This is a genomic window from Botrimarina sp. (assembly GCF_040219535.1).
GTDB lineage: Bacteria > Planctomycetota > Planctomycetia > Pirellulales > Lacipirellulaceae > Botrimarina.
Genome location: NZ_JAVJSH010000020.1, coordinates 67,680 through 93,734 on the forward strand (window position 1 = coordinate 67,680; position 26,055 = coordinate 93,734).

At 70.3% G+C, this 26,055-nt stretch carries 20 protein-coding genes; 16 read left to right on the forward strand and 4 right to left on the reverse strand.

Translation table 11 applies throughout. The features are described 5' to 3' along the window. Window positions 1-40: 40 nt before the first annotated feature. Window positions 41-2,221, reverse strand: coding sequence for a threonine--tRNA ligase (gene thrS, locus RIC11_RS10525; RefSeq protein ID WP_350211003.1), 2,181 nt, complete (start codon window positions 2,219-2,221; stop codon window positions 41-43). Window positions 2,222-2,560: 339 nt separating this feature from the next. Here thrS and RIC11_RS10530 point away from each other — a divergent pair, with 339 nt between their 5' ends. The 3 genes from RIC11_RS10530 to panB all read left to right on the forward strand — a co-directional run bounded on the left by RIC11_RS10530 (window position 2,561) and on the right by panB (window position 5,125). Further along, window positions 2,561-3,256 (forward strand): DOMON domain-containing protein, encoded by a 696-nt coding sequence (locus tag RIC11_RS10530; protein WP_350211004.1) that lies wholly within the window; start codon window positions 2,561-2,563, stop codon window positions 3,254-3,256. A 20-nt stretch (window positions 3,257-3,276) separates the two neighbouring features. Further along, window positions 3,277-4,095 carry a class I SAM-dependent methyltransferase gene (locus tag RIC11_RS10535; RefSeq protein WP_350211005.1) on the forward strand — a complete coding sequence of 273 codons (819 nt, stop codon included), beginning with the start codon at window positions 3,277-3,279 and terminating at the stop codon, window positions 4,093-4,095. A 235-nt stretch (window positions 4,096-4,330) separates the two neighbouring features. Next, window positions 4,331-5,125 (forward strand): 3-methyl-2-oxobutanoate hydroxymethyltransferase, encoded by a 795-nt coding sequence (panB, locus tag RIC11_RS10540; protein WP_350211007.1) that lies wholly within the window; start codon window positions 4,331-4,333, stop codon window positions 5,123-5,125. A gap of 97 nt (window positions 5,126-5,222) precedes the next feature. On the opposite strand, the gene RIC11_RS10545 is transcribed toward panB, so the two are convergent. Together RIC11_RS10545 and RIC11_RS10550 are read right to left on the reverse strand one after the other, a co-directional pair. Further along, the gene (locus RIC11_RS10545; RefSeq protein WP_350211009.1) at window positions 5,223-5,792 is read right to left on the reverse strand and encodes a type 1 glutamine amidotransferase domain-containing protein; all 570 of its coding nucleotides are present in this window, start codon (window positions 5,790-5,792) and stop codon (window positions 5,223-5,225) included. A 242-nt stretch (window positions 5,793-6,034) separates the two neighbouring features. Next, window positions 6,035-6,463 carry a thiol-disulfide oxidoreductase DCC family protein gene (locus RIC11_RS10550; protein ID WP_350211011.1) on the reverse strand — a complete coding sequence of 143 codons (429 nt, stop codon included), beginning with the start codon at window positions 6,461-6,463 and terminating at the stop codon, window positions 6,035-6,037. A gap of 118 nt (window positions 6,464-6,581) precedes the next feature. On the opposite strand from RIC11_RS10550, the gene RIC11_RS10555 reads away from it, so the two are divergent. From RIC11_RS10555 to tmk, 5 genes are all read left to right on the forward strand, one after another. After that, window positions 6,582-8,225 carry a hypothetical protein gene (locus RIC11_RS10555; RefSeq protein ID WP_350211013.1) on the forward strand — a complete coding sequence of 548 codons (1,644 nt, stop codon included), beginning with the start codon at window positions 6,582-6,584 and terminating at the stop codon, window positions 8,223-8,225. Window positions 8,226-8,364: 139 nt separating this feature from the next. After that, window positions 8,365-10,242, forward strand: a complete 1,878-nt coding sequence (locus tag RIC11_RS10560; protein ID WP_350211015.1) for a hypothetical protein — start codon at window positions 8,365-8,367, stop codon at window positions 10,240-10,242. Between the two features lie 322 nt (window positions 10,243-10,564). Further along, window positions 10,565-12,970 carry a TolC family protein gene (locus tag RIC11_RS10565; protein WP_350211017.1) on the forward strand — a complete coding sequence of 802 codons (2,406 nt, stop codon included), beginning with the start codon at window positions 10,565-10,567 and terminating at the stop codon, window positions 12,968-12,970. Next, entirely contained in the window at window positions 12,903-13,877 is a 975-nt protein-coding gene (locus tag RIC11_RS10570; protein WP_350211019.1) for a helix-turn-helix transcriptional regulator, read from the forward strand. Before RIC11_RS10565 ends, RIC11_RS10570 begins: the two co-directional genes overlap by 68 nt. 122 nt (window positions 13,878-13,999) lie before the next feature. Continuing rightward, a complete protein-coding gene (gene tmk, locus RIC11_RS10575) occupies window positions 14,000-14,611 on the forward strand; it encodes a dTMP kinase (RefSeq protein ID WP_350211020.1) in 612 nt (203 codons plus the stop codon). A 33-nt stretch (window positions 14,612-14,644) separates the two neighbouring features. Here the strand turns inward: tmk and RIC11_RS10580 are convergent, their stop codons facing one another. Further along, window positions 14,645-15,613 (reverse strand): DUF368 domain-containing protein, encoded by a 969-nt coding sequence (locus RIC11_RS10580; RefSeq protein WP_350211022.1) that lies wholly within the window; start codon window positions 15,611-15,613, stop codon window positions 14,645-14,647. 399 nt (window positions 15,614-16,012) lie between these two features. On the opposite strand from RIC11_RS10580, the gene ispE reads away from it, so the two are divergent. The 8 genes from ispE to RIC11_RS10620 all read left to right on the forward strand — a co-directional run bounded on the left by ispE (window position 16,013) and on the right by RIC11_RS10620 (window position 25,904). Beyond that, window positions 16,013-16,924, forward strand: coding sequence for a 4-(cytidine 5'-diphospho)-2-C-methyl-D-erythritol kinase (gene ispE / locus RIC11_RS10585; protein WP_350211024.1), 912 nt, complete (start codon window positions 16,013-16,015; stop codon window positions 16,922-16,924). Between the two features lie 120 nt (window positions 16,925-17,044). Continuing rightward, the gene (locus tag RIC11_RS10590; protein WP_350211026.1) at window positions 17,045-17,692 is read left to right on the forward strand and encodes a septation protein SpoVG family protein; all 648 of its coding nucleotides are present in this window, start codon (window positions 17,045-17,047) and stop codon (window positions 17,690-17,692) included. A 628-nt stretch (window positions 17,693-18,320) separates the two neighbouring features. Next, on the forward strand, window positions 18,321-18,548 hold the full coding sequence (locus RIC11_RS10595; protein WP_350211028.1) for a carbon storage regulator: 228 nt from the start codon (window positions 18,321-18,323) through the stop codon (window positions 18,546-18,548). Between the two features lie 221 nt (window positions 18,549-18,769). Further along, window positions 18,770-20,053, forward strand: coding sequence for an ATP-dependent 6-phosphofructokinase (locus RIC11_RS10600; RefSeq protein ID WP_350211030.1), 1,284 nt, complete (start codon window positions 18,770-18,772; stop codon window positions 20,051-20,053). A gap of 185 nt (window positions 20,054-20,238) precedes the next feature. Further along, a complete protein-coding gene (locus RIC11_RS10605) occupies window positions 20,239-22,209 on the forward strand; it encodes a redoxin domain-containing protein (RefSeq protein ID WP_350211031.1) in 1,971 nt (656 codons plus the stop codon). 183 nt (window positions 22,210-22,392) lie between these two features. Then, the gene (locus tag RIC11_RS10610) at window positions 22,393-24,714 is read left to right on the forward strand and encodes an efflux RND transporter permease subunit (RefSeq protein WP_350211033.1); all 2,322 of its coding nucleotides are present in this window, start codon (window positions 22,393-22,395) and stop codon (window positions 24,712-24,714) included. Continuing rightward, entirely contained in the window at window positions 24,711-25,133 is a 423-nt protein-coding gene (locus tag RIC11_RS10615) for a secondary thiamine-phosphate synthase enzyme YjbQ (protein ID WP_350211035.1), read from the forward strand. The genes RIC11_RS10610 and RIC11_RS10615 overlap by 4 nt, the downstream gene beginning before the upstream one ends. 219 nt (window positions 25,134-25,352) lie before the next feature. After that, entirely contained in the window at window positions 25,353-25,904 is a 552-nt protein-coding gene (locus RIC11_RS10620) for a Uma2 family endonuclease (protein ID WP_350211037.1), read from the forward strand. The last annotated feature ends 151 nt before the right edge of the window (window positions 25,905-26,055 follow it).

Genomic DNA, 26,055 nt, shown 5'->3' on the forward strand with positions numbered 1-26,055 from the left:
CGCCCGGTCGCAACTGCGTTATCTAGCCGACCGCGATCCATCAATACTCGTTCCCCGCCGCCTTGCCGCTGAGGTCGACGCTCGTTCCTTCCGCCACTTGGCGGACGCGCTTCTCGGCGACTTCGGTGGTGAGCCGCTCGATCGCTTCGGCCACGGTGCACGCGCCGAGGTCCCCTTCGAGGCGGTCTCGGAGGGCGACCGTGCCGGCGTCGCGGTCCGCTTCTCCGACGACGACCAGGTACGGGATCAGCTCGAGCTGGCCCTCGCGGATCTTCGCTCCGAGCTTGCTGCCGCGGTAGTCGCCCTCGACGCGCAGGCCCGCTTCGCGGAGCTTGGCCTCGACCTCGCGGCCGTACTCTTCGGACTTCTCGCTCACCGTGAGCACCCTCGCTTGAACGGGGGCGAGCCAGAGTGGGAACGCGCCGGCGAAGTGCTCGATCAGCACGCCGACGAAGCGCTCGAGCGACCCCAGCGGCGCGCGGTGGATCATCACGGGGCGGTGCGGCTTGTTGTCGGCGCCGACGTACTCCAGCGCGAAGCGGGCCTCGCTGGGCAGGTTGTAGTCGAGCTGCACGGTCCCCAGCTGCCACTCGCGGCCGATACAGTCGGTCACGACAAAGTCGGCCTTCGGCCCGTAGAACGCGGCCTCGCCCGGCTCGATCGACAGGTCCGGCAGGTCCATGCTCTCGCAGACCTCTCGCAGCTGGGCCTCCGCCTGGTCCCACAGCTCCTCGCCGCCCACGTACTTCGTGCTGTCCGGGTCGCGGAAGCCCAGACGCACGCGGTAGTCCCGCATGCCGAGCGACTGGAGCACCTTCTGCGTCATCTCTAGGCAGCCGCGGAACTCGGCGGGCACTTGCTCGGGCGTGCAGAACAGGTGCGCGTCGTCCTGGGTGAAGCCGCGCACGCGGGTCATGCCGGAGAGCTCGCCCGACTGCTCGTACCGGTAGACCGTGCCGAACTCCGCCAGGCGGACCGGCAGGTCGCGGTAGCTGCGCGGCTTCGCCTTGTAGATCATCACGTGGTGCGGGCAGTTCATCGGCTTGAGCAGGTACCGCTCGTGCTGGTGGGCCCAGCGGTCGAGCGCGGCGGCGCGCTCGGCGGGGGTCTCCGCGGAGGTGAGGTCCGCGTCGCAGCCCAACAGTTGCGCGGCCTCGAAGAGCTTTTGCTCCTCGGCCTCGGTGATGTCGCCCGCCCTGAGGCGGTCGACCAGCGTGTCGACGAGCTGCCCCGCGCTGTGCTCGCAGAGCACGGGGAACTGGCTTTCGCGATAGTAGGGGAAGTGCCCGGAGGTCTCGTACAGCTCGACGCGGCCCACGTGCGGCGTGTAGACCGTCTCGTAGCCGCGTTCTTTCAACTCATCGCGGATCATCGCCTCGAGCGTCTGGCGCACGACGGCCCCCTTGGGGAGCCAGAGGATCATGCCGCTGCCGGCCTTCTGGTCGATCGTGAACAGCTCGAGCTGCTTGCCGAGCACGCGGTGGTCGCGCTTCTTGGCCTCCTCGATCTGCGCGAGGTGATCGGCCAGTTCCTTCTTGTCGAAGAACGCGGTGGCGTAGAGCCGCTGCAGCTGGTCGCGCGAGGCGTCGCCCTTCCAGTACGCGCCGGCCACGCTGAGGAGCTTGAACGCCTTGCCGATGTGGGCCGTGCTGGGGATGTGCACGCCGCGGCAGAGGTCGACGAACTCGCCCTGGCGGTAGAACGACAGCTCGCCCTCGTCGCCCAGGCCGGTCTGCACGTGCTCCACCTTGAACCGCTGGCCGAGCTCCTCGCAGAGCGCGAGCGACTCGTCGCGCGGCTTCTCGAGCCGCTCGAACTCGAGGTCCTCTTTGACGATCTTCTTCATCTCCGCTTCGATCTTCGGGAAGTCCTCCTCGGAGATCGGCCGCGGCGTGACCATGTCGTAGTAGAAGCCGCTAGCGGTCGTCGGGCCGAAGGCGAGCTGCACGCCGTCGAACAGCCGCATCACGGCCTGGGCCATCACGTGCGCGCACGAGTGCCGCATGATGCCGAGGGCCTCCGGGTCGCGCTTGGTGAAGAAGCGCACGCTCGCTTCCCCCTCGGCGGGCAGGCGGTAGGCCAGGTCGCGGGGCTTGCCGTCGACCTCCGCGGCGATGGCCGCCTTCGCCAGGCCGGGGCCGATCGCCTCGGCCACTTCGCGGCAGGTGACAGCGGATTCGAACGGCTTGGTGCTTCCGTCGGGCAGGGTGACCGTGAGCATGACGCGTCGCGCTTCCTGGTTTCGCAGTCGGGTTTCGGCGCCCCGCTACGAGAGGGGCGCATCGCCCGGCGATCATAACGCCTTACGCCCCTCAGCGGGACGGCGGCTCGACAAGGGGAACCGCCAAGTCGCCAAGAGCGCCAAGGCCGCCAAGGCTTTTGCTCTGAGCCGACGGCGCTAGCCGCGGGCGATCGAAGCGTGGCGGCCCGTGGTCCGATCGCCCGACGCTAGCGCGTGCGGCTAAAGCCAAGTCCTTGGCGGCCTTGGCGCTCTTGGCGACTTGGCGGTTTTATGTCGTCGGTTAGACTTGCGCACTGCAATCTCAACCTACTGAAGTCGATGTCGAACCTCCCCGCCCAGATCAACACGCTGCTGCCGCCGCGGTTCTTGTTCCAGTTCGCCGTGCCGGTGCGGAAGAAGACGCCGCTCTGGTCGCCCAAGGCGAAGGACGGGCTCACCCTCGGCGAGGAGCACCGCCTGCCCGACCTGGCCGCGCTGGACAGGGAGACCCCCTCGTCCGAGCGGAGGTTCGCCGACGTGCGCCTGGCGTGGGGCGAGGAGGGCCTGGCGCTGTGGGTCGAAGTGACCGGCAAGCAGCAGCCGGTCTGGCGCCGCGAGTCGCGGCTGGACGAGTCGGACGGGCTGCACATCTGGGTCGACACCCGCGCCACGCACAACGTGCACCGCGCGACCAAGTTCTGCAACCGCTTCATCTTCGTGCCGCCCGGCGCCGACCGGGGCGAGGATCAGGCGCTCGCCGACCAGATGCTGATCAACCGCGCCCGCGAGAACGCCCGCCCGGTGCGTCCGCGCGAGCTGCAAGTCGCCGCCAAGCCGCTCGACGGGGGCTACCGCCTGGCCGCGTTCATCCCCGCGGTGGCGATGACCGGCTACGACCCGTCGCAGCACGACCGGCTGGGGTTCAACTACGCGGTGGTCGACCGAGAGTTCGGCCTGCAGACGTTCTCTAGCGGCCCGTCGATGCCGTTCGACGAAGACCCGAGCTGCTGGGCGACGATGGAGCTGGTGGAGTAACCGCGCGGCCGAAACAGCGAATGTCCCTCCCCGAATGGCGACTGCCTGCCGGCGTGCCGCGTGGCGTGTGGGACTATACGCGCTCGGGCCAGATCGCCGAGCGCTACGACGCGTACCACGGCGACAACCCGCTGTTCGGGTTCGAGGCCGGCGTGCTCCGCGCGGCCTTCGGACCCGCGCCGCCGGACCGCGCGGGCGTGGTCGCCGACCTCGGGTGCGGCAGCGGCAGGGCGCTCGTGCCGCTGGTCCGGCAGGGGTGGCGCGGGTTGGCCATCGACTTGTCGCCGGCGATGCTCGACGTGGTCCGCCGCAAGGCCCAGGCCGAGGGCCTGCCGATCGACTGCGTCGAAGCGAACCTCGTTGAGCTCACCGCCGACCTCGTGCCCGATCAGGCGGCCGACCATGCGATGTGCCTGTTCAGCACGCTCGGCATGATCCGCGGCAGCGAGAACCGCCGCGCGGCGCTGGGGCACATGCGGCGGATCTTGAAGCCCGGCGGGCGGCTGGTGCTGCACGCGCACAACTTCTGGAACAACCTCCGCGACCCGGGCGGGCCGGGCTGGGCCCTCCGGAGCCTGGCCCGCGGCGCAGTGGGCCGCGGCGGCTACGAGACCGGCGACCGCACGTTCCCCTACCGGGGCGTGCCGAACTTCTTCGTGCACGCGTACCGCGCGCGCGAGCTCCGCGCCGACCTCCGCTGGGCGAACTTCCGCGTCGCCAGGTGGGTCCCCCTCGGCGCCGCGATCGACCCCGCCCGCCGCCACGCGCTGCCGCGCCCGTGGCTGCTCCCCTCGCTCCGCGCCACCGGCTGGCTGGTCGTGTGCCGCCGGGAGGGGTGAACCACGACGGGCACGACGGACACGACGGCCAAACACCGGGACCAACACGCTCCAGCCGTTGCTGCTCGCATCGGGTGGCGGGCAGACCGAATCTGCAAACGACAAGACTTCTGTGGCAAGTGCTCGCCGAGCGGTCCCGGAGAGCCTTCCAAGGGCGGCCGTCGTGCTCTTCGTGTCCGTCGTGGTTCACAGCCCGCCGATAGAATCTTCGCCTGGTCGATGCGAGACTAGGCGTATGCCACAGATGACCGCTCCGCAGTTCGCCGCCCGGAAGGGGTCGCGCGACAAGCTCGCCGTGCTGACGGCCTACGACTACCCGACTGCGCGGCTTGTGGACCAAGCCGGGCGGGAGGAGGGGGGCGGGGTCGACGCGATCCTCGTCGGCGACAGCCTGGGCATGGTGGTCCAGGGGCGCACGTCGACGCTCGGCGTCACGCTCGACGAGATCATCTACCACGCAGAGATGGTCGGCCGCGCGGTCGAGCACGCGTTGACCGTGGTCGACCTGCCCTTCCCGATCAACCACCGCGACCCGGCCGGCGTGATCGCCGCGGCCGCGCGCGTGCTCAAAGAAACGCGCTGCCAGTCGGTCAAGCTCGAAGGGGGCGTGGCCCAGGCCGATTCGATCGACGCGCTGGTCACGGCCGGCATCCCCGTGATGGGGCACGTGGGCCTGCGCCCCCAGAGCGTGCACCAGCTGGGCGGCTACAAGGTCCAGCGCGACCAGGAGCGCCTGGTGGCCGACGCGGTGTCGGCGGCCCAGGCGGGGGCCTACGCGATCGTCGTGGAGTGCGTGCCGCCGGACGTGGGCCGCGCTATCACCGAAGCGGTGGCCGTCCCGACGATCGGAATCGGCGCCGGGCCGCACTGCGACGGGCAGGTGCTGGTCGTGAACGACATGCTCGGCCTCACCACCGGCTACGTGCCGAAGTTCGCCCGCCAGTACGCGGCCCTCGGCGACGAGGTCCGCCGCGCGGTCGGCGCGTTCGCGGCCGACGTGCGCCGTGGCGAGTTCCCGCCCGGCGGGTGATCCACCGACGCGACGCGGGCGCGGCGCAGAAGAAGAGCCGCAAGCGCCGGGCGCTCGCGGCTCGATGCGGTTTGCAGGGATGAACGGCCCGAGCGCCTCAGGCGACCTGCGCCGCGTGTTTGCCCTCGGCGATCTCTTCGACCAGCTTGTCGCAGAACGCGGGCAAGTCGCTGGGCCGGCGGCTGGTGACGAGGCCCTCGTCGCAGACGCACTCCTCGTCGACCCAGTTCGCGCCGGCGTTGATCAGGTCGGTCTTGATGCTCGGGTAGGAAGTCACCTTCCGACCATCGACCACGCCGGCCTCGGCCAGCATCCACGGGCCGTGGCAGATCGCGGCGACCGGCTTGTGCTGCTCGAAGAACCCGCGGACGAAGCGGACCGCCTTCTCGTTCTGCCGCAACGCGTCCGGGTTGAACACGCCGCCGGGCAGCACGAGCGCGTCGTAGTCGTCGGGCGTGACCTCGTCGACGGTCTTGTCGACGGTGAACTCGTCGCCCTGCTTGTCGTGGTGCGCGCCGGTGATCTTGCCGCTCTCGAGCGACACCAGGTGCGGCGCGCCGCCGGCGGCCTCGACCGCCTGCCAGGGCTGGACCAACTCGATTTGTTCGAAGCCCTTGGCCGCGAGGAAGGCGACACGCTTGTTCTTGATCGGTGTGGGGCTGCTCATGCGGTGAAACTCCTTCCGTTGAAGGGTGACGGTACGGTGGACGGCGTCCTGTTCGCCCTGTTCTCCGGCGCTGGGCGCCACGGGGGGCGAGGACGCGATGAACGAGAAATGAGTGCAAATCGGGCGCCGACTTGCGTGCTGATGCTGTTAATCCCCGCTGATTTCCGGGGATTGATCGTCGTCGTTAGCCCCCCGTCATTGACGGGGGGCTAATTGCCCTGAGCGAGCGATCGCGGCGTTCTTTACCGGCTGTGCAGCGAGCATGCGCCGTCTTCGCAGTCGTCGGTGCGGCCGGCGATGAGATACCGATGGCGGGCCACCCACGCGTAGGCCGGCTTGGCCAGCCACATCGCTCCGGGAAAGTGCATCAGCGGGGCGAGCCACCACAGCCGCGGCAGCCGGCGGCTCAAGTAGCGCACGGCCTCCGCGCCCCAGTGATAGCTGCCCTGCTGGTCGACGACGCACATCTCCTCCAGCAGCCGCTCCGCGGGCGCGCCGGGGTGGTCCTCGGCTACGCGCGGGTCGTGCAGCGACAGGTAGGCCAGCCGGCCGCCCGAGTCGAACCAGCGGAGCTGCTCGACCCGCGCACGGCAGAACCGGCAGCGGCCGTCGTACAGCACGACGTCCGCCTGGGGGCGGTCCTCGGGGGTTGGCAGCGGTTTCTCGGGCATGGCGGTTGGCGGGGGTCGGTCCCTTCTAACCCGCAAGCGGTGCGGACGCGTATACTAGACCACCGGAAGACCGCTGGGCCCGCGGGTTCCGCCCAACTGCATTATCGGAGGCTGACCAGTGGACGAGATCCGGCAACGCATCGACGCGGCGCGGCGGCGGTTGATCCTCCGGCAATGGGCGGGCCGGTTGGCGGTCTGCCTGGCGGTCGCGTTCGGCGCGGCGCTGGTGGCGATCGCCGTGCCGAAGCTGGTGGCGGTCGCGGGGCTGCCGGCTGCTTGGTCCGTTTGGTGGCTAGTTGGCGCGGCGGTGATCGGCCTGGCAGCCGCGACCGTGTGGACGGCCCTCGACAATCGTAGCCCGCTCGACGCGGCCGTGGAGATCGACAAGCGGTTCGGTCTCCGCGAAAGGGTTGCCAGCACCCTGTCGCTGACCGAGGAAGACTTCTCGACCGAGGCCGGCGCGGCTCTGGCGCGCGACGCGCGGCGGGCGATCGACCGTGTCGAGGTCAGCGAGCAGTTCCGCTTCGGGCTCAACCGCACCGCGTGGCTGCCCGTCGCGCCGGCGGTGGTCGCGGTGCTGCTGGCGGCCCTGGTGAGCAACCGGACCGCCAGCGCCACGGCCGACACGCCCGACGCCAAGCAGGCGGTGGCCGAGCAGATCAAGAAGGTGGCCGAGGAGTCGCGCAAGAAGCTCGCGGAGCGGCGCAAGAAGGCCGAGGAGGAGGGCCTCGCCGACGCGAGCGCGCTCTTGAAGAAGGTCGAGGAGGGCACAGGCGAGATCGCCAAGAAGGACACCAAGGACAAGACCGAAACGGCCGTCAAGCTGAACGACCTCACGCAACAGCTCGCCGAGCGGAAGCAGAAGCTCGGCGGCGGCGACGAGCTCCGCGACCAGCTCAACCGGATGAAGGACCTCGGCAAGGGCCCCGCGGACAAGGCCGCCGACGCGATGAAGCAGGGCGACTGGAAAAAGGCGCTCGACGAGATCAGCAAGCTCAGCGAGAAGATCGCCAGCGGCAAGCTCTCGCCGGAGGAGCAGGAGCAGCTCGCCGACCAGCTCGGCAAGATGAAGGAGAAGCTGCAGCAAGCGGCCCAGCAGCAGGCCGCGCAGAAGAAAGAACTCGAGCGGCAGCTCGCCGACGCCCAGCGCAAGGGCGACCTGCAGCAAGCCGGAAAGCTCCAGCAGAAACTCGACCAGCTCGCACAGAAGGCGCCGCAGATGCAGGCGCTGGAGCAGCTCGCGCAGAAGATGGGGGAGTGCCAACAGTGCATGAAGCAGGGCGACGGCCAACAAGCGGCCCAGGCCATGCAGCAGCTCGCGCAGCAGATGCAGCAGTTGCAGAAGCAAGCCCAAGAGATGGAGATGCTCGACGCGGCGATGACCGACATCCAGATGGCCAAGCAAGCCATGGGCATGGAGGCCCAACAGCTCGCGCAGATGATGGGACCCGCGCCGCCGAACCAACAGGGCAAGCCCGGGCAGGGCATGGGCGAGGGGCGCGGCGAGGGCGCGCGGCCTAGCGAAGAGAACGACGTCAACTTCCGCGACTCGCAGGTGAAGCAGAACGTCGGCCGCGGCGCGAGCACGTTCGGCGGTTTGGTCGAGGGGCCGAGCATCAAGGGCGAGGTGGCCGAGTCGATCAAGACCGGCCTGTCGGCCGACACCGTCGAGCCCGCCGACCCGCTCGTCAGCGAGCGCCTGCCCAAGTCGCGACAAGAGCACGCCGAGGAGTACTTCCGCGGCCTCCGCGAGCGGCTCTAGCGGACGCTCGCAGCACGCACCGGGTCAAATCCCGCACGGCCTGCGCGGCACACGGTCCACCTTTTGCGTGGTAGACGCCCGCCGGACGGGGGGCGTAGAGTGCAAGTCCTCCTTTGACTCGCTCCTACAGGTGGACAGGATGTTGTCTCTTCGCCGATTCGCGGCGCCGTCGTTGGCGGTTGCTCTGTTGGTCGCCAGCGCCACGGCCTCGGGCCAGGCCCCCGACGAAGCCGACCTTTCGCAACTGGCCGAGCAGAGCGTCGAGCAGTTCGAGCCGCTGGGCGATGAGCACCTCAGGGAGATGCGTCGGCAGCTCGGCGAGCGGCTGATGGCTGTGGAGCGGCTGGTGGGGCCGGGGTCCGCGTGGCTGGATTACTTGCGGTGGGACGGGGCCACGCAGCTGCTCGACCCAGAGGGCCGGCCTGATTTCGCCGCCGCCGAGCAGACGCTGCGCCAGCTGTCTAGCGGCGCGGAGGGGCTCGAACGGCCCGAGCTGGGGGCGGCTTACCGAGCGATCGACCGCTTCCTGGGGCTTGCGCCGTTCGCGATGGCGCCGGCCGACCGGCAGCAGCAATCTTACGAAGCGGCCGCGTCGGGCTTAGCCGAGATGCTCGCCGACCCCGAGCGGCTCGCCGCCGCGCGGGGGAGTTTCCAGGCCGAGCGGCGCCTCGACGTGCTGGCCGACCTGGCGCCGGCCGGGCGGGGCGGGCCGCTGCTCGACGCGGCCCAGCGGCGCTTCGGGGCGAGCAACCTGATCGTCGAGGTGCAAGCGCCGCTGCTGGACCGCTTCGTGTCACGGCCCGTGACCGACTGCGCCCCGCTGACCGACTGCATCCTCGGCACGAGCATCCGCGGCACGGGCGCGACGTCGGCGCGGCTGGGCGCGTCGCCGATCGAGTCGGCCGGCCGCGCGCGGTTGGCGTTCAGCCTGGTTGGCTCGACCCGTTCTCAGACGGTCGGCGTGAACGGCCCGGCACAGATCCGCAGCGTCGGGAACACCACGTTCTACGCGACGAAGGTCGTTGAGCTGTCGGACGAGTCGTTCCGGTTGTTGCCCGCCACCGCCGAGGCGACCACCCGCACGCGGACCCAGAGCGTGTCGAAAGTCGGCGGGGGGCTTGGCAGCCGCTTGGTGTCGAAGATCGGCTCGCGGCGGGTGGCCGAGCAAAAGCCGCTGGCCGACGCGATCGCCGGCGAGCACGCCGAGGACCGCGTGGCGGCCGGCCTCGACCGCCGGCTGACCGACGAGATCGTCGAGGCCCGGCGCCGGTACGACGACCGCGTCACAAGGCCGCTCCGCCGGCGCCGAGCGACGCCGCGCCGCCTCACGCAATCGACGACCCGCGAGGCCTTGTTCGTCGACGCGGTGCTGGCCGACGAGGGTCAGCTCGCCGCCTGGGGCCCGCCGCCGCCGGGCGTGCCGGCGCCGCTATCGGTGCGGCTGCACCAAACGGCCGTCAACAATTTCCTCGACGCGTACCTGGCGGGCGTGACGATCCGCCGCGAGTCGGTCGACGAGCCGCCGCGGCTGGACATCGTCGCGCCGCCGTGGCTCGACCTGAAGGCCGAGGCCCCCGCCCAGGGGCGGCGGTTTCAGCCGTGGTCGATCCGCCTGCGGGACCGCCGGCCGGTCAGCGTCGAGTTCAACCAGGGCGAGCTCACCGCGCTGGTGCACGCCGAGGAGATCCGCGTCGAAGACAAGGTCTACGAAGGCTGGGACCTGATCGTGACCTACCGGCCCGAGCTGGTCGACGGCCACTGGCGCCTGCAGCGGCAGGGCCGCATCGATGTCTTGCCCACCGACTTCGACCCCGACCGGGGCGGCCGCTTGGCGAGCCGCGACGTGGGCCTCCGCAACAACCTGTCCGACGCGATAAACGATCCGCCCCGCTTGCCCGACACGATCGACATCGACCCGATCGACCTGACGCGCCGGCAAGGGCCCATCGACTGGCTCTCGATGGTCGACTTCCGCGTGGGCGAAGGTTGGCTATCCGCGGGCTGGAGGGCGCTCTAACGCCCGCCGAGGGCCGCCATTGCGGGCGGCCGCAACCGCTTCTCTCTCCCCGCCAGCCGCTTCCCACCTTTTTGTTAAACCCTGCGGGTTGGGCGGACGATATCGGTTGTGCTGAATGCTCCGGCTCGGGGTAGGCGGTCGCGCTTTGGGGGCGTGGCCGCCGCCCGCCGCTGGGGGCGGCCCGGGGGGGCGGGCGGCTTGCTAGCGAGCGAGTCGCCGAGATGTCAGCGAGCGGCAAACCCGGCGTGTCGAGCGTCCCCGAGCGGGGGCGGCCGCACGCTCCGGCCAGCCGGTCGCTTCCTCACGCCCGGAAACGCCCGCTATGCCTCGGACCTGTAGAGACGCCCTCTCGATCGCATTGGCCGCCGTGATGGCCGTCACGGGGTGCGCCCCGACGCAGCCGTTCTACTTCATGGAAGACGGCGACCTCAGCCACTATGTGAACGTGGCGACCCAGATCGAGTACCCGGACGTCGAGAGCCAGCCGCTGGACGAGGTGACCGGCGCGATGGCGCCGCTGACGCTCAAGAACCTCAGCGACTACGAGTTCTGGGACGTGTCGCTCGAGGAGGTCACGCGGATCACGCTGACCAACAGCCAGGTCATGCGGCAGGTCGGCGGCGTGGTCCAAGAGACCGGCCCGGAGACCATCTCCCGGAACCTGATCAACAACGTCGCGGTGGCGACCACCTTCGACCCGGCCCTCACCGAAACGTCGACCGGCACGTCGTTCGGGTCGGCGTTCAACGGCACCGGCGTCGAGGCGGCCCTCTCGGCGTTCGACGCGCAGTGGGACGCGTCCGTCAGCTGGCAACGCAACGAGCGGCCCCAGAACATCGGCGGCGTCGCCGCCCAGTTCCAGGCGCTGAACTTCGCCCAGGAAGGCGCCAACTTCTCGACCGGCCTGTCGAAGACCGACGCGGGCGGCGGCCAGTGGGGCTTCCGCAACAACACGCTGTACGACGGCAACACCAACCTCATCGCCCAAGGCGCCCCGGCGTTCAGCCAGTGGGAGACCAACTTCGAGGCGTTCTTCAGCCGCCCGTTGTTGCAAGGCGCCGGGGCCCAATACAACCGGATCGCCGGCCCGTTCGCGTTCGACCAGTACGCGCAGAACGGCTTCAACAACTTCGACGGCGTGATGATCGCCCGGATCCGCACCGACCTCACGCTGGCCGACTTCGAGGGCGCCGTCCGCAACGTGATGCGCGACGCGGAGCAAGCCTATTGGTCGCTCTACTTCGCCTACCGCGACCTGGAGTCCCGCAAGATCGGCCGCGACTCGGCCCTCCAGACCTGGAAGTCGGTCGCCGCCAAGCGGCGGCAAGGCTTCACCGGCGGCTCGGCGGGCCAAGAGGCCCAGGCGCGCACGCGGTACTACGAGTTCGAGGCGCAGGTCGAGCAAGGCATCTCGGCGCTGTTCACGGCGGAGAACCGCCTGCGCTACATCATGGGCCTCACGCACACCGACGGCCGGCTGATCCGGCCCGCCGACGAGCCGACCACGGCGCGCGTCAACTTCGACTGGCACGCGATCCACGGCGAGGCTTTGGTCCGCCGGGTGGAGGTCCGCAAGCAGAAGTGGACGATCAAGCAGCGCGAGCTGGAGCTGATCGCCGCCCGCAACCACCTGCTGCCGCGGCTGGACGCGTTCGGCACGTACCGTTGGCTCGGCGCCGGCGACCAGTTGTTCGGCAACGACCCGCAGAACATCCTGGTCGGCCAGCCGCCGATGCCGGTCGCCAGCCCGTTCGGCGATGGGGCCGGCGCGTTCAACGTGCTGACCGACGGCGACTACCAGGGCTGGGAAATGGGCCTCCGCTTCAGCCTGCCGATCGGCTTCCGCCAGCAGCTCTCGTCGGTCCGCCACCACCAGCTCTCGTTGGCCCGCGAGCGGGCGTTGCTGCAAGACCTGGAGCTAGAGGTCTCGCACCAACTGAGCGACTCGGTCCGCGACCTCGACCTGCAATACGGCTTGTCGGAGACCAACTTCAACCGCCGCTCGGCGTCGGTCGAAGAGGTCGAGGCGACGCAGGCCCTGTACGACGCCAACAAAGCGACGCTCGACACGCTCCTCGACGCCCAGCGCCGCCGCTCGGAGGCCGAATCCGCCTACTACCGCAGCCTGGTGGACTACAACCTCGCGCTGGTCGACATCCATTGGCGCAAGGGCTCGCTGCTCGAGTACAACGGCGTCTACTTGGCCGAGGGGCCGTGGCCCGGCAAGGCGTCGTTCGACGCAACACGGCGCGCCCGACAGCGTGACGCGAGCCTGCAGCTCGATTACGGTTTCACAAGGCCGGGCGTGATCAGCCGCGGGCCGCACGCCCAGCGACAAGGCGCGACCCACGGCGGCTGGCAAGACGCCGCGCCTGCCGAGGGTGTCGAGGTCCTCACCCCCACGCCCGCCGAGCCGGAGACCCTGCCGCCGCTGCCCGAAGAGACCCCGCTGAGCTCGGCCGGCGCCGGCGGCGGCGCGCCGCTGGCGCGGCTGTTCGGCGCGCCGGGCGCCGCGACGGCGGCGGACCGCCAGCTGCCGACCGGCTACGAAACAACCGACGACGCCCCCACGCAGCCCGCGGCGATCGCGCTGGCCAGCCACAGCGAAGCCCGGCCCGCCGCGGGCGGCGCGCCACCCAACCGCGCCGTGAACGCCTTTTATGAACGTCAAGCGGATCACGCGGCTGATCGACCTGCTGCAGCGGCTGCAGTCGGGTCAGGGAGATAGCGCCGAGGGCCTCGCCCGCGCGGGCGGCCTCAGCAAGCGGACCGTGTTCCGCGACATCGACTCGCTCAAGGCGGCCGGCGTGCCGGTCGCTTACAACCGCTCGACGAAGCGGTACCACATCGACGGCGAGCACTTCTTGCCGCCGACGAACCTGACGATCGACGAAGCGCTCGCGGTGGTGCTGATGGCCGACCGGCTGGGCCGTTCGCCCGGCGAGGCGATCCTCGCGCCCGCGGTGCGCGCGGCGGAGAAGATCGAGGCCGGCTTGCCCGCGGCGATGCAGAAGCGATTGCAAGCCGCCTCCGAGGCGATCCACATCGACCCCGGGCCGCGCAACCCGCTGGGCGATCACCACGACACGCACCACACGCTGCTGACCGCCAGCGTCGACCGGCAGGCGGTCCGGCTGCGGTACGACTGCCGCACCGAGTTCCAGGTCATCCAGACCGAGCTGGAGCCGTACTCGGTCTTGCACCGCGAGCGCAGCTGGTACGTGATCGGCCACTCGACCCGCCACGACCAAGTCCGCACGTTCAACATCGGCCGCGTGCTCGACATCGAAGCGCTCGACCGCTCGTTCGAGCGCCCCAAGTCGTTCAGCCTCGAGCGCCACCTCGGCAACGCGTGGCGGATGATCCCCGAGGACGGGCCCGACGAGCACGTGCACCTGCGCTTCGCCCCGTTCCTCGGCGGCAACGTGGCCGAGGTCCTGTGGCACCCGACGCAGCGTTGCCAATTCGCCGAGGACGGCTGGCTCGACTACCACGTGACGGTCTCTGGCCTGCGTGAGATCGTGTGGTGGGTGCTGGGGTATGGGGACCAAGTCGAGGTCGTGAAGCCGGCGCGGCTGCGCCGCATGGTCGGCCGCCGCCTCCGCGCGGCAGCCGAGCGGTATCCGGAGGCCTAGAGGCTTGAGGCGCGAGGCTTGAGGCTTGAGGCTTGAGCGGCGGGGGGCGAACAGTCACGCTAAGCCCCGTCGCCCGCGCACCCCCCGTCCCCCGTCCCTCGTCCCCCGTCCCTCGCCAACCCATGTTCCTGTCGATCGACGGCGTCGACGGTGGCGGAAAGAGCACGCAGTTGCGGCTGTTGCTCGATCACTACAAGCGGCAGGGGCAGCGCGTGGTCACGTGCCGCGACCCGGGCAGCACGCCCCTGGGCGAAGCGCTCCGCGAGTTGCTGCTGCACAGCGGCCCCGATCGGCCCATCGGCCCCCGCGCCGAGATGCTGATGTACATGGCCGCGAGGGCGCAGATGGTCGACGAGGTCATCCGGCCGGCGCTCGAGGGGGGCGCCGTGGTGGTGTCCGATCGGTTCCTGCTGGCCAACCTGGTCTACCAGGGCCACGCCGGCGGGATCGACCGCGACGCGATCGCTGCGGTGGGCCGCTTGGCGACCGACGGCGTGTCGCCCGACAAGGTGCTGCTGCTCGACGTCGACCCGCACACGGCCGCCGCCCGCGTCGGGCCCGCGCCCGACCGGATGGAGAGCCGCGGAGAGGCCTACCGCCAGCGGCTGCGTGAGGGGTTCTTGGAAGAAGCCCGGCGCGACCCGCAGCGGGTGGCCGTGATCGACGCGTCGCAGCCGATCGATGCGGTCCACCGGGCGATCCTCGCCGAGGTGGCCGCGGTCCGCTTGGGGTAAGCCGACGACGCTCCACGCGGGCGCCGGCGCCGCTCAGCCGGTCGGGTCGCCGGCGGACAAGTCGCGCGCGACCGTCGCCGACCGCTCTTGCCGGCGGGCAACCGCGTCGACGACCAGCACGCCCACGAAGCACCCCGCCGCGATGCCCGCGCGGGCGAGCGCTTCGGCGTCCCACACGGCGGGCCACACCGGCTCGAAGACCTTCAGCTTGAAGTCCGCCACGGCGGGCGTGGTGTCCACTTGGTACGGCCAAACGCGATACAGCGAGCCGACCATGAACCCGGCCAGCACGGCCATGGTTTCTGGCCAGTAGCGGGCGAGCAGCCACTTCAGGAAGCGGCTAAAGGCGAGCAGCCCGAACAAGCAGCCCGTGGCGAAGACCGCGAGCGTGGCCGCGTCGGTGGTGGATTGGAAAGCGGGCAGGCCCTTGATGATGCCGGTGATCTGCTCGTACTTGCCGAGCATCAGCAGCAAGTACGCGCCGCTGATGCCGGGGAGGATCATCGCACAGATGCCGACCGCTCCGGAGAAGAACGTGTAGGCGAGGCTGTCCGAGCCGGCCATCCTTTCTTGGCTCATCAGCCACACCGCGAGCGACGCCGCCAGCATGCCCAGCGCCACGCACCGCCCGGCCTGGGCCGCGCCGCGCGGGGAGGCCATCCGCGCCACCAGCCAACCGGAGGCCGCGATCAGGCCGAAAAACGCGGCGAAAGTGGCGGACCGGTGGTGGTGCAGCAGGTGATCCATCAGCCAAGCGAGGCCCTTGATGCCGATCGCCACGCCCAGCGCGAGCGTGATCAAGAACGGCCCGTCGACCCGCCGCCAAGCCGCCGCGACGCGGCCCCGCCGCAGGTCGCCGAGCCATTCCGAGTCGAACCGCGCGAGCGCTCCGAGCAAGCGTTCGTACACGCCCAGCACCAGTGCGACGGTGCCTCCCGACACGCCGGGCACGATGTCGGCCGCCCCCATCGCGACGCCGACGGCGACCGTGCGGAAACCCACCTCCGGCCTCCGCGGTCGGTCCTCCTCGGTTAAAGTGGGGCCTGCGGGCTGCTGGGGGGGCATGAGAAAACGGGGCGTTGTGGGCAAGTCTCGCCGCACCGGCGGCCGTGCCGAAGCGTACCACGCTAGGGCGCCGTGGGGACGGGTATCGGCGGCCCGGAATCGGTCGCCGTGTCAGCGTCGAATTGACGCATGCTGGCGCGACCCTTACAGTCCGCTAATGGCTTGACAATCTTTCAACCACGGCGTAGCCCGAATCCGCTACGATGCGGTGCGGCCAGCCGTGGGGTTCCCCCCTATTCCAGCGAATTGCGCCCGATCTAGAAACGCCTGCCCATCCCTTTGCGACCGGCCCGTCGCGAGCGGGTCTTACTCCTCTGGCCCCAAGCGGAGGCCAACTTGCAAACCGCGTCCGCCGAGACCGTCACGCTGCACCCGCCGGCGAAGGTGAACCTCTGTCTGGAGTTGCTCGGCAAGCGGCCCGACGGCTTCCACGAGTTGCGGACCGCGATGGCGACCGTCCGCTGGTGCGACACCCTGCGCCTGACCCGACGACCAGCGGGCGATGGCGTGCGGCTGAGGATCGCGGGCGGGGCGGCGGCCGCGGGGCTGGCGGTCGATAGGTCGAACCTGGTCGTCGCTGCGCTCGAGGAGCTGCGCGAGGCGGCGGGCGTCGAGGCGGGCGTCGACGCCCGTCTGCAGAAGCGCATCCCGGCCCAGGCCGGCCTGGGGGGGGGATCGAGCGACGCCGCCGCCGCGCTCGTGGGCGGGGCGCGGGTGTGGGGACTCGACTGGCCCACCGAGCGGCTCGCCGAAATCGGCGCGCGGCTCGGGAGCGACGTGCCCTTCTTCGTGCACGCCCTCGCGCCGGGCGGCTCGGCCTTCGCGGTGGCGAGCGGCCGGGGCGAGGTCGTGCGCGGCCTGCCGATCAAGTCGGGCGCGCCACTGGTGATCGCGAAGCCGCCGAGCGGCTTGTCGACCGCCGGTGTGTACGCGGCCGTGTCGCCGGACGACTGGTCACAGGCAGACGAGAAGCGATGCGAGCGGGTAGCCGCGGCGATGGCGGGCGGCCACGCCCGCTCGCTGGCCGGGCTGTTGGCGAACCACCTGCAGCGTGCCGCGGAGCGTGTCGCGCCGTGGATCGAGCGGGTCGCCGCGGCGTTCGAGTCGGCCGGTTTTGCGGCTCATCAGCTCTCGGGAAGCGGGTCGGCCTATTTCGGATTGGCCCGGTCCTGGGGCGAAGCGCGGCGGGCTGCGGCGAGGCTGCGGGCGCTGTGCATTGGGCAAGTGATCGCCACAACAATCGGGTGAGAAACGGGGCGGCGGCTACCGCGGGCGAGTAGAACGGGGGCAACACTTAGGCACGCACTTAACGAGCGTTCGAACGAACGTCGCGCCCCAGGCAAGCGCGACCCAAACGGAGTGATGGCTGTGCATATCACCGAGGTCCGCATCAAGCTGATGGAAGAGCCCGGCGAACGGCTTCGCGCGTTCTGCTCGATCACGTTCGACGATTGTTTTGTCGTCCGCGACCTGAAGATTATCGAGGGGGCGAGCGGCCTGTTCGTCGCGATGCCGAGTCGCAAACTGACCGCCCACTGCAGCAAGTGCGGCATGAAGAACCACCTGCGTGCTTCCTACTGCAACCAGTGCGGCGCGAGGCTCGGCGAGAGCCGCTTGATCAAAGACTCCGACGGGCGCACCAAGCTCTACGCAGACATCGCCCACCCGATCAACTCGGCTTGTCGGGAGATGATCCAGACCCGCGTCGTCGACGAGTACCACCACGAGGTGGAGCTGGCCAAGTCGCCGGACTACGTGTCCCGCTACGACGAGTACGACGCCGGCGACTACACCGACACGGACGAATCGCCGCCGGAGGCGATCCGCCGGATCGACTCGGCCCACCAACGCCCGGCGGCGAGCAAGCCGCATCACCCGCCGCAAGGCGACCCGAGCCGCGGCGCGTCGATCCGCCCCGAGACGGCCCCCACGGGCTCGACAAAGGGCGCCGCTTCGCCCGAAGAGACGCCCCACAGCGGCGGCTCCAACGGCGGGTTCGGCGCGGGCATCTTCTGACAGCCGCCGCCACGCCCCCCGCCCGTGGCGGCTCGCAGCGCGCGGCCTCAAGGTCGACCGTATTTATCCAGCGGACGTAAATTGCCCAGTCTGCTTAAGGGTCGCCCGTTCTCTTCCCGATAGAGTTCGTGTGCTGGCGCCCTGTGGCGGGATTTCGGTGGGCGACGTTCGCTCCGCCGGAGGCCCGCTGGTGGTGCGTCATGCGGGGCGGAGCCCCGCGCGGTTCTTACCCGGACGACACGGAGGCGGTCTGTGGAGCATGCGACAGCGGGCCCGGCGCCATGCGAGGCGCCCTCACGGCGGTTGACCGATCTGGCGGTCCAGGCACTAGCGGAGCGAGCCCGTCTGCGGATCGACAACGCGAGGGCGGTTTGGACACCGATCGTGCGCGGGGCGGAGGCCTGCGGCCTGCTCCTTTCGCTCTACGGCCCGCGGCGCTTGCTGCTCACGGCAATACTCGACGTCGAGAGCCGTGAACTCTGGTGCTACGACTCGCGGGGCCTCCGTTACCAGCGTGTGCCGCTCGCGGACAAAACTGGCGCGGGTGATTGACACCCGGCGCCCTGACCACTATACATATAGACACCCAACGGACCGGGTGTTCTTGCACGGAGGTTATAAAAATTCGATGCTCGTGCTCTCTAGGAAGGAGACCCAGCGAATCCGGGTCGGTGATTCGATCGTCGTGACGGTCGTAAAGATCGCGGGCGACAAGGTCCGTGTCGGGATCGAGGCGCCAAGCGATGTCTTGGTGCTTCGGGACGAGCTCGAGGCCTGGGAAGGCGGCCCAGCCGCTCAGGCAGCCTCGCCGTCGATGTCACGCAACGAGCGGCCCGCGCTGCGGCAGCCCGCTTGAGAGCTCCGCCAACGAGGCAACCGAGTCGGGACGCCTCTCGGCGCAAGCCCTGGCAGTCGACGCCGGACGTCCGCCGCGGCGGACTAGGCGCTGCCGCGGACTAGCACGGCGGCGCCTGTGGCTTGGCGAGAGCGGGTAGATTCGGGGATAACGGTCGGCCGCGGGCCGCACCAGGCGGTCCGCCAAACGACCCCGCCACGGCCCCCGGTCTCTATCCGCTGATGACGCACGACGACCTGACCGTCGCGACGCTTGGCCCGGCGCGGCGGGCTTCGCCGTTGCGGGTCCGTCGCTACACGCCCGACGCAGCACGGGTGGTGGTCGACGTCGACTTCGTCGAGGGCCAAGCGCCGCCGAGCGGCCCAGCGTTGGCGTTCGAAAAGGCAGGACCGCGCGAGCGGGTCTACTTCGACGCCGGGGCGTCGACCGCCGCGATCGTCACGTGCGGCGGGCTCTGCCCCGGGCTGAACAACGTCATCCGGCACCTTTACTACACGCTCCGCGACGGCTACGGCGTGTCGCGGGTTCTCGGCGCGCGGCACGGGTACGCCGGCCTCACGCCCGAGGGCGCCGCGCCGCTCGAGCTGTCGGGCGAGTGGGTCGAGGCGATCCATCACTCCGGCGGCACGATGTTGGGCACGTCGCGGGGGCCTCAAGACCCGGCGGTGATGGTCGACTTCTTGCTCGCCCGCGGCGTGAACATGCTGTTCCCGATCGGCGGCGACGGCACCCAGCGCGGCGCGCACGCGATCGCCGCCGAAGCCAGGCGCCGCGGCGCCGACCTGGCGGTCGTCGGCATCCCGAAGACGATCGACAACGACATCCGCTTCTGCTTCCAGACGTTCGGCTTCATCTCGGCGGTCGCGGAGGCCGAGCGGGTGATCGACCGCGCGCACGTCGAGGCCAAGAGCGTCGAGCGCGGCGTGGGCCTGGTGAAACTCATGGGCCGCGAGTCGGGCTTCATCGCCGCGGCGGCCACGATTGCTAGCGGCGAGGTCAACTTCTGCCTCGTGCCCGAGGAGCCCCTTAATCTGGAGGGCGGCGACGGCTTCCTAGCGCGGCTCGAGCGGCGCCTCGACGCGCGCTCGCACGCGGTGATCGTTGTCGCCGAGGGATCCGGGCAAGCTCTCATCCCCGGCCGCGACGCCGACGGCCGCGACCGCTCCGGCAACCTCAAGCTCGGCGACATCGGCGCGTTCCTGAAGCAGCAGATCGACGAGCACTTCGACCGGCTCGGCAAGCCGGTCGGGATGAAGTACTTCGACCCCAGCTACTACATCCGCAGCGTCGCGGCGAACGCGGCCGACAGCCTGCTGACGGAGCGCTTCGCCCGGCACGCCGCGCACGCAGCGATGGCCGGCAAGACCGACATCTTCGTCGGAAACTGGAACGGCCGCATCGTCCACGTGCCGCTGGTGGTGTCGGTCGGCCACCCGCGGCGGCTGGAGCCCGACAGCGAGCTGTGGGCCGCCGTGCTAGCGATCACCGGCCAAGAGCGGTGGTGAGCTAGGAGGAGGGACGAGGACGAGGGACGAGGGACGGGGGACGGGGGGCAGGCGACAGGGGGGCGGCTCGCGACGCTTGCCGCTTTGGTGGGGTTCGCCAACACTTCTGTGGCCGGCCGTGGTGGTGAACGGCGGCGCGGCGCCTGCGGTTACCGGTCCTCCCCGTTTCCTCCGCCCGAACGCGTATGGCCTGCCTCGTCCGTTCCTTGCCGACCGCCCTGCTGGCGGTGACTCTCGCCGTGACCTCGGGCGTGTCCGAGTGCGCGGCGGCGGCCCGCGATTTCTCGCTCCCCACGGCTTATGGCGGGCGGGTGTCGCTGTCCGACTACGCCGATCGCGAAGCGGTCGTCGTCGTGTTCCTGGGGACCGAGTGCCCGCTGGCGAAGCTCTACGGCGCCCGCCTGGCGGAGCTGGCGGAGCAGTACGAAGGCCGCGGCGTGGCGTTCCTGGGCGTCGACGCGAACCGGCAAGACTCGCTCACCGAGCTCGCCGCGTACGGCCGCCGCTCGGGCATCGGGTTCCCGCTCCTCAAAGACAACCACGCCGAAGCGGTCGACCTGCTCGGCGCCACCCGCACGCCCGAGGCGTTCGTCCTCGACCGGGTCGGCGAGGTCCGCTACCGCGGCCGGATCGACGACCAGTACGACGTCGGCGTGGTGCGCGACGCGCCCGAGCGCCGCTTCCTCCGCGAGGCGATCGACGCGGTCCTCGCCGGCGAGCCGGTCGCCACTCCCCAGACGCGGGCCGTCGGCTGCGTGATCGGCCGCCCCCAAGAGCCCGACGCCCACAGCGAGGTCACGTACGCCGAGCACGTGGCGCCGATCCTCGAGAAGCACTGCGTGGAGTGCCACCGCGAAGGGGAGATCGCCCCCTTCGTGCTGCGCGGCTACGAAGAGGTCGCCGGCTGGGCCGACACCATCGCCGAAGTGGTCCGCGACCAGCGGATGCCCCCGTGGCACGCCGACCCGAGCTACAGCCACTTCGCCAACGAGCGGCTGATGTCCGCCGAGGAGAAGCAAATCCTCTACGACTGGGCCGCCGCCGGCGCGCCCGAGGGCGACCCGGCCAAGCTCCCGCCCCAGCGCCGGTTCACCGAGGGCTGGCGCCTGCCGCGCGAGCCGGACGTGGTCGTGCCGATGCGCGACGAGCCGTACCGCGTGGCCGCCCAAGGGGTGATCGACTACCAGTACTTCGCGGCCGACCCGGGCTTCACCGAGGACACGTGGGTCCAGGCGGCGGACATCGTGCCGGGCGACCGGTCGGTGGTCCACCACGTGATCGTGTTCATCAGCCCGCCGGCGGATCAAGCGCAGCGCGGCCTCGGCTGGCTCGCCGCGTACGTGCCCGGCCAGAGCTCGATGGTGCTGCCCGAGGGGCAGGCGCGGCTCGTGCCGGCCGGGTCGAAGCTCGTGTTCCAGATGCACTACACGCCGACCGGCGCGGAGGCCGACGACCTCACGAGGCTCGGCCTCGTGCTCGCCGACCCCGCCACGGTGACCGAAGAGGTCGTGACCCTCGCGTCGGCCAACGCAAAGTTCGAGATCCCCCCCGGGGCGGACGACTACCCCGTATCGACGACGCGCGAGTGGTTTCCGGCCGGGTCGAAGCTCGTGGGCCTCGCGCCGCACATGCACTACCGCGGCAAGTCGTTCCGGATGACCGGCGTGTGGCCCGACGGGCAGCGCAAGGTGCTGCTCGACGTGCCGCGGTACGACTTCAACTGGCAGACCAATTACAAGCTGCGTGAGCCGATCGAGCTGCCCGAGGGGTTCGCGGTCGAGAGCGAAGCGACCTTCGACAACTCCGAAGACAACCCGTTCAACCCCGACCCGACCGCCGCCGTTCGCTGGGGCGACCAGTCGTTCCAAGAGATGATGGTCGGCTTCTTCGAGCTGTCCGCCCCGCGCGGCAGCCTCACGCGCGACCTCGGGCGCCGCTCGGACGAGCCCTCCGAGGCGAAGCAGGGCGAGGCCCGAGCGGTCGCTCAGCGGCTCTTCGAGCGGCACGACGACGGCGACGGCTCGCTGACCCGCGGCGAGCTGCCCGACGCGTTCGCGGTGTTCGCGTTCGACCGCTACGACCTGAACGACGACCAGGAGCTCACCGAGGACGAGGTCTACGAAGCGGCCCTCGCCGAGGCGACACGCTCCTTCTGACGAGACGTACCCCATTTGTGGGAGGCTTCTCCAGAAGCCGATTACGCGGCGCCAACAGTTGCCGGCTGGCGTGCCGTCATCGGCGTTTGGCGACGCCTCCCACAGCGGCGTCGCCTCGCACAACTGAACCGCGCTCCGGAACCGCGTCGGAGGCGCCCCCCCGATCGCCCGCCCCGCCCGCCCGTGAACACCGTCGCCGACCTGTTCGTCCGCTGCCGGCACGCCGTCGGCTGGATGCTGCTCGCGGTCACGGCCGTCGCCGCGTTGGGCTACATCGCGCCCGCCAAGACCAGCCACCCGCTGGAGCGGTACGAGATCCCCCTCGAAGACGACCCGCCCACGGCGACCGAGCGGGTCCGCTCGCAGTTCAACCTCGGGTCGAGCGACGCGTTCCTGATCGTCGAGACCGAGGACCTCTTCACGCCCGAGTCGATCGCCGCGGTGCGCCGCGCGGTCCGGGCGGTCGAGTCGCTCGACTCCGTGCAGAGCGTGTTTTGGATCGACCGCGTGCCGGCGCTGAACGTGTTCGGCTTGGCCGACCCGCTCGTGCCGCCCGGCGACGCGTCGGCCGAGGCCTTCCGCCAGGCCGGGGCGCAGCTCCGCGAGCACCCGCTCGCCGGCCAACTGATCTCCGACGACGGCCGCGCGCTGCTGATGCCGGTCGTGTACGACTGGCTCCGGATGGAAGACGACTCGGCCGCCACCGAGGCGATCCTCGCCGCCGCGCGCCAGGCGGGCGGCCCCGAGCTGACCCGGGTGATGCTGACCGGCCGCGCGCCGTTGTTCGCCGATCAGAAGGCCGCGTTCGACCGCAACACGATCCTGTTCCAGGCGATCGGCTACGCGCTCGCGCTGGTCCTCTCGGCGATCATGTTCCGCGGCGCGGCCGCGGTCGGCGTCGTGTTCGGCGCGGCCGCGCTCGGGGTCTTCTGGTCGCTGGGCTTCGTGAAGCTGCTCGGCGTGCCGGCCAACCCGCTGGCGGACGTGGTGATGCCGGTGATGCTCGCCATGATCGGCCTCACCGACGGCGTGCACCTGCTGGTCCAGGTGCGCCGCCGCCGCGCGGCCGGCGACACGCCGGTCGAGGCCGCGCGCGACGCGATCGCGCGGGTCGGTCTGGCCTGCTGGCTGACGTCGCTCACAACGGCGATCGGCTTCGGCTCGCTGCTGTTCGCCAAGAGCGACTACGTGCAAGACTTCGGCCGCGTGTGCATGATCGGCGTGTTCATCGCGTTCACCGCCGTGTGCACGTTCGTGCCGTGGGTCTGCAGCACGTGGGTCGGCCGCTACGTGGACCGCGGCTACGAGCGCGACCTCGTCGGCGCCGGCGTGGCGCGTCTGAGCGGACTCGTCGATTACACGGTGCGCCGCCGCCGCTGGGTCAGCACGCTGGCGATCGCCATCACCGTGGCCCTCACCGCGCTGTCGCTGCGGCTGCAGCCCGACAACCGGATGCGCACCGCGTTGCCCGCGGCGAGCCAGTCGTACCAGGCGCTGGAGTACGCGGACCGGCAGTTCGGCGGCGTGCAGTTCATCCGGGTCGAGCTGTATTGGCCCGACGGGCTCGAGAGCGACGACCCGCGCGTGCTGGCCGCCGTGCGCGACGTGGAGCGGCTGATCCTCGACGAACCCCTCCTGTCGCGGCCGCTGTCGATCCGCTCGATGCTCGCTTCGCTGCCGGGCGACCCGGACGACCTGTCGACCCAGGCGTCGTTCTTGTCGCTGCTGCCGCGCGAGCTGCGGGCGTTCTTCTACGACGCGGGCCAGCAGCGGGCGATCGTGTCGGTGCGGATGCAAGACCACGGGATCGCCGCGCACACGCCGGTCTTCGAGCGGCTCGAGACCCGCTTCGCCGCGATGGCCGACGAGCACCCCGGCTTCACGCTGCGGCTCGACGGGCAGCCGGTGCGGATCTCGCGCGACCTGTACCAGATCGTGACCGACCTGCGGGCGAGCCTCGGCGCCGCGTCGGCGATCATCTTGGTTGTGCTCGGCGTGGTCTACCGCTCGGCTTGGATCGGGTTGATCTCGGTCGTGCCAAACCTCTTCCCGCTGGTCTTCACCGGCGCGTTGTTGCTGGCGACCGGCACGCCGCTCGACATGTCGAGCGTGTGCGCGTTCGTGGTTTGCCTGGGGATCGCGGTCGACGACACGATCCACTTCTTGTCGCGGTTCCGCCAAGAGCTGGCCGCCGACGGCGACGTCGAGGCCGCCCTCCGCCGCGCGTTCGTGGGCGTGGGGACCGCGCTAGTAATGACCACGATCATCCTCTGCAGCGGCTTCGGCACGATGCTGCTGAGCGACATCCCCGGCCAACGCGCGTTCGCCGCGATGGCGTGCAGCACGATCGCGGCCGCGGTGGTCGGCGACCTGGTCGCGTTGCCCGCGCTGCTCGCGTGCTTCCACCCGCGGCGGATCGGCTCGCGCGCGGCGGCCGACCTGGCGGCGCCGCTCGGCGAGCGCCCCCTCAGCCCGTCGGCCGCTGTGGTAGACTCCCCCGCATGAAGTCCTACCGAAAAGAGCTGTGGTTCAACCTGCCCGAGCGGATGGCGTTTGAGAACATCACGCCGACCGTCCAGGAGTGCGTGCGCGAGAGCGGCGTGGCCGAGGGCCTGTGCCTGGTGAACGCGATGCACATCACGGCGAGCGTGTTCATCAACGACGACGAGCCCGGCCTGCACCGCGACTACAAGAAGTGGCTCGAGGAGCTCGCCCCGTTTGACCCCTCGCCGCAGCGGTACCACCACAACCGCACCGGCGAGGACAACGCCGACGCGCACCACAAGCGCCAGGTCATGGGCCGCGAGGTCGTAGTCGCGATCACCGAGGGGGAGCTCGACTTCGGCCCCTGGGAGCAGGTCTTCTACGGCGAGTTCGACGGCCGGCGGAAGAAGCGCGTGCTCGTGAAGATCATCGGGGAGTGAAGATCATCGGCCAGTGAAGATCGTCGACCAGTGAAGATCATCGACCAGTGAGCCGGTGTGATCGGCAGCGGACCAAAAAAGGCGAGCCTCCGACGTGAGTCGGGGGTGGGAACCACGAAGGACACGAAGAGCACGAAGCCCGCCAGAAGGTCATGCTATGCTTGGCAGCCGTAGCGTGATGGTGTCGTCGTAGCAAGGCGCTCGGGAGCAAACACGACGATGGCGACCGGAATCCCCCTGCTGACCGCCGAACAGTTCGCCGAACTCACGAACATCGAGGGGCCGTGCGAGCTGGTGCGAGGAAAGGTCGTCGTGTCGCCGCCGCTGTCGTTCAATTCCGGCCACTTGTGTGCAACGGTCATTCGCGCGGTCGGAGGGTACGTACGAGCCAACGGTCTTGGCATGGTCGTTGGCAGTGGCGCCGGCGTAGTAACAGAGCGTGATCCGGACACGGTCCGCGGCGCCGACGTAGCGTTCTACAGCTACCAAGCCGTTCCCAAAGGGACACGGCCGCAACCCTACGCGGCCAATCCGCCAGAGCTCGTGTTCGAGGTCCGCTCGCCGAGCCAGAGCTGGCCCGAGGTCCACAAGAAGGTGGCGGAGTATCTGGAAGCCGGCGTGCAAACGGTCTGTGTCGTCGACGGCCCGTCGCAGAAGGTCGTCGTCCACTACGCGGACCGCCCGAGCGAAACGCTCGACGCGGGGCAGTCGCTGCGGCGGCCGGAGATCCTGGGCGATTTAGCGGTGGCGGTCGGCGACCTGCTCGACTGATGCCGCTGTCAGCGGCGCCTCGCGTGTCGATCTGCGGAGGACGGCCAAGCCGACCCGATTTCGGCGATCGTCGAACCAGCCGAGGTGAGCGGCGCCGACGCGCGCTGGACGCGGGTCTAACGGGGGTAGGCTGGTCCAACTTCGGCGACTC

Excerpts from the sequence above, each read along its gene's own strand:
- RIC11_RS10535 (WP_350211005.1), top strand. The coding sequence starts at position 3,277 with ATGTCCCTCCCCGAATGGCGACTGCCTGCCGGCGTGCCGCGTGGCGTG.
- RIC11_RS10550 (WP_350211011.1), bottom strand. The coding sequence starts at position 6,463 with ATGCCCGAGAAACCGCTGCCAACCCCCGAGGACCGCCCCCAGGCGGAC.
- RIC11_RS10620 (WP_350211037.1), top strand. The coding sequence starts at position 25,353 with ATGGCGACCGGAATCCCCCTGCTGACCGCCGAACAGTTCGCCGAACTC.
- RIC11_RS10600 (WP_350211030.1), top strand. The coding sequence starts at position 18,770 with ATGACGCACGACGACCTGACCGTCGCGACGCTTGGCCCGGCGCGGCGG.
- RIC11_RS10545 (WP_350211009.1), bottom strand. The coding sequence starts at position 5,792 with ATGAGCAGCCCCACACCGATCAAGAACAAGCGTGTCGCCTTCCTCGCG.
- tmk (WP_350211020.1), top strand. The coding sequence starts at position 14,000 with ATGTTCCTGTCGATCGACGGCGTCGACGGTGGCGGAAAGAGCACGCAG.
- panB (WP_350211007.1), top strand. The coding sequence starts at position 4,331 with ATGCCACAGATGACCGCTCCGCAGTTCGCCGCCCGGAAGGGGTCGCGC.
- thrS (WP_350211003.1), bottom strand. The coding sequence starts at position 2,221 with ATGCTCACGGTCACCCTGCCCGACGGAAGCACCAAGCCGTTCGAATCC.
- RIC11_RS10560 (WP_350211015.1), top strand. The coding sequence starts at position 8,365 with ATGTTGTCTCTTCGCCGATTCGCGGCGCCGTCGTTGGCGGTTGCTCTG.
- RIC11_RS10595 (WP_350211028.1), top strand. The coding sequence starts at position 18,321 with ATGCTCGTGCTCTCTAGGAAGGAGACCCAGCGAATCCGGGTCGGTGAT.
- RIC11_RS10570 (WP_350211019.1), top strand. The coding sequence starts at position 12,903 with ATGAACGTCAAGCGGATCACGCGGCTGATCGACCTGCTGCAGCGGCTG.
- RIC11_RS10565 (WP_350211017.1), top strand. The coding sequence starts at position 10,565 with ATGCCTCGGACCTGTAGAGACGCCCTCTCGATCGCATTGGCCGCCGTG.
- RIC11_RS10605 (WP_350211031.1), top strand. The coding sequence starts at position 20,239 with ATGGCCTGCCTCGTCCGTTCCTTGCCGACCGCCCTGCTGGCGGTGACT.
- RIC11_RS10615 (WP_350211035.1), top strand. The coding sequence starts at position 24,711 with ATGAAGTCCTACCGAAAAGAGCTGTGGTTCAACCTGCCCGAGCGGATG.
- RIC11_RS10530 (WP_350211004.1), top strand. The coding sequence starts at position 2,561 with ATGTCGAACCTCCCCGCCCAGATCAACACGCTGCTGCCGCCGCGGTTC.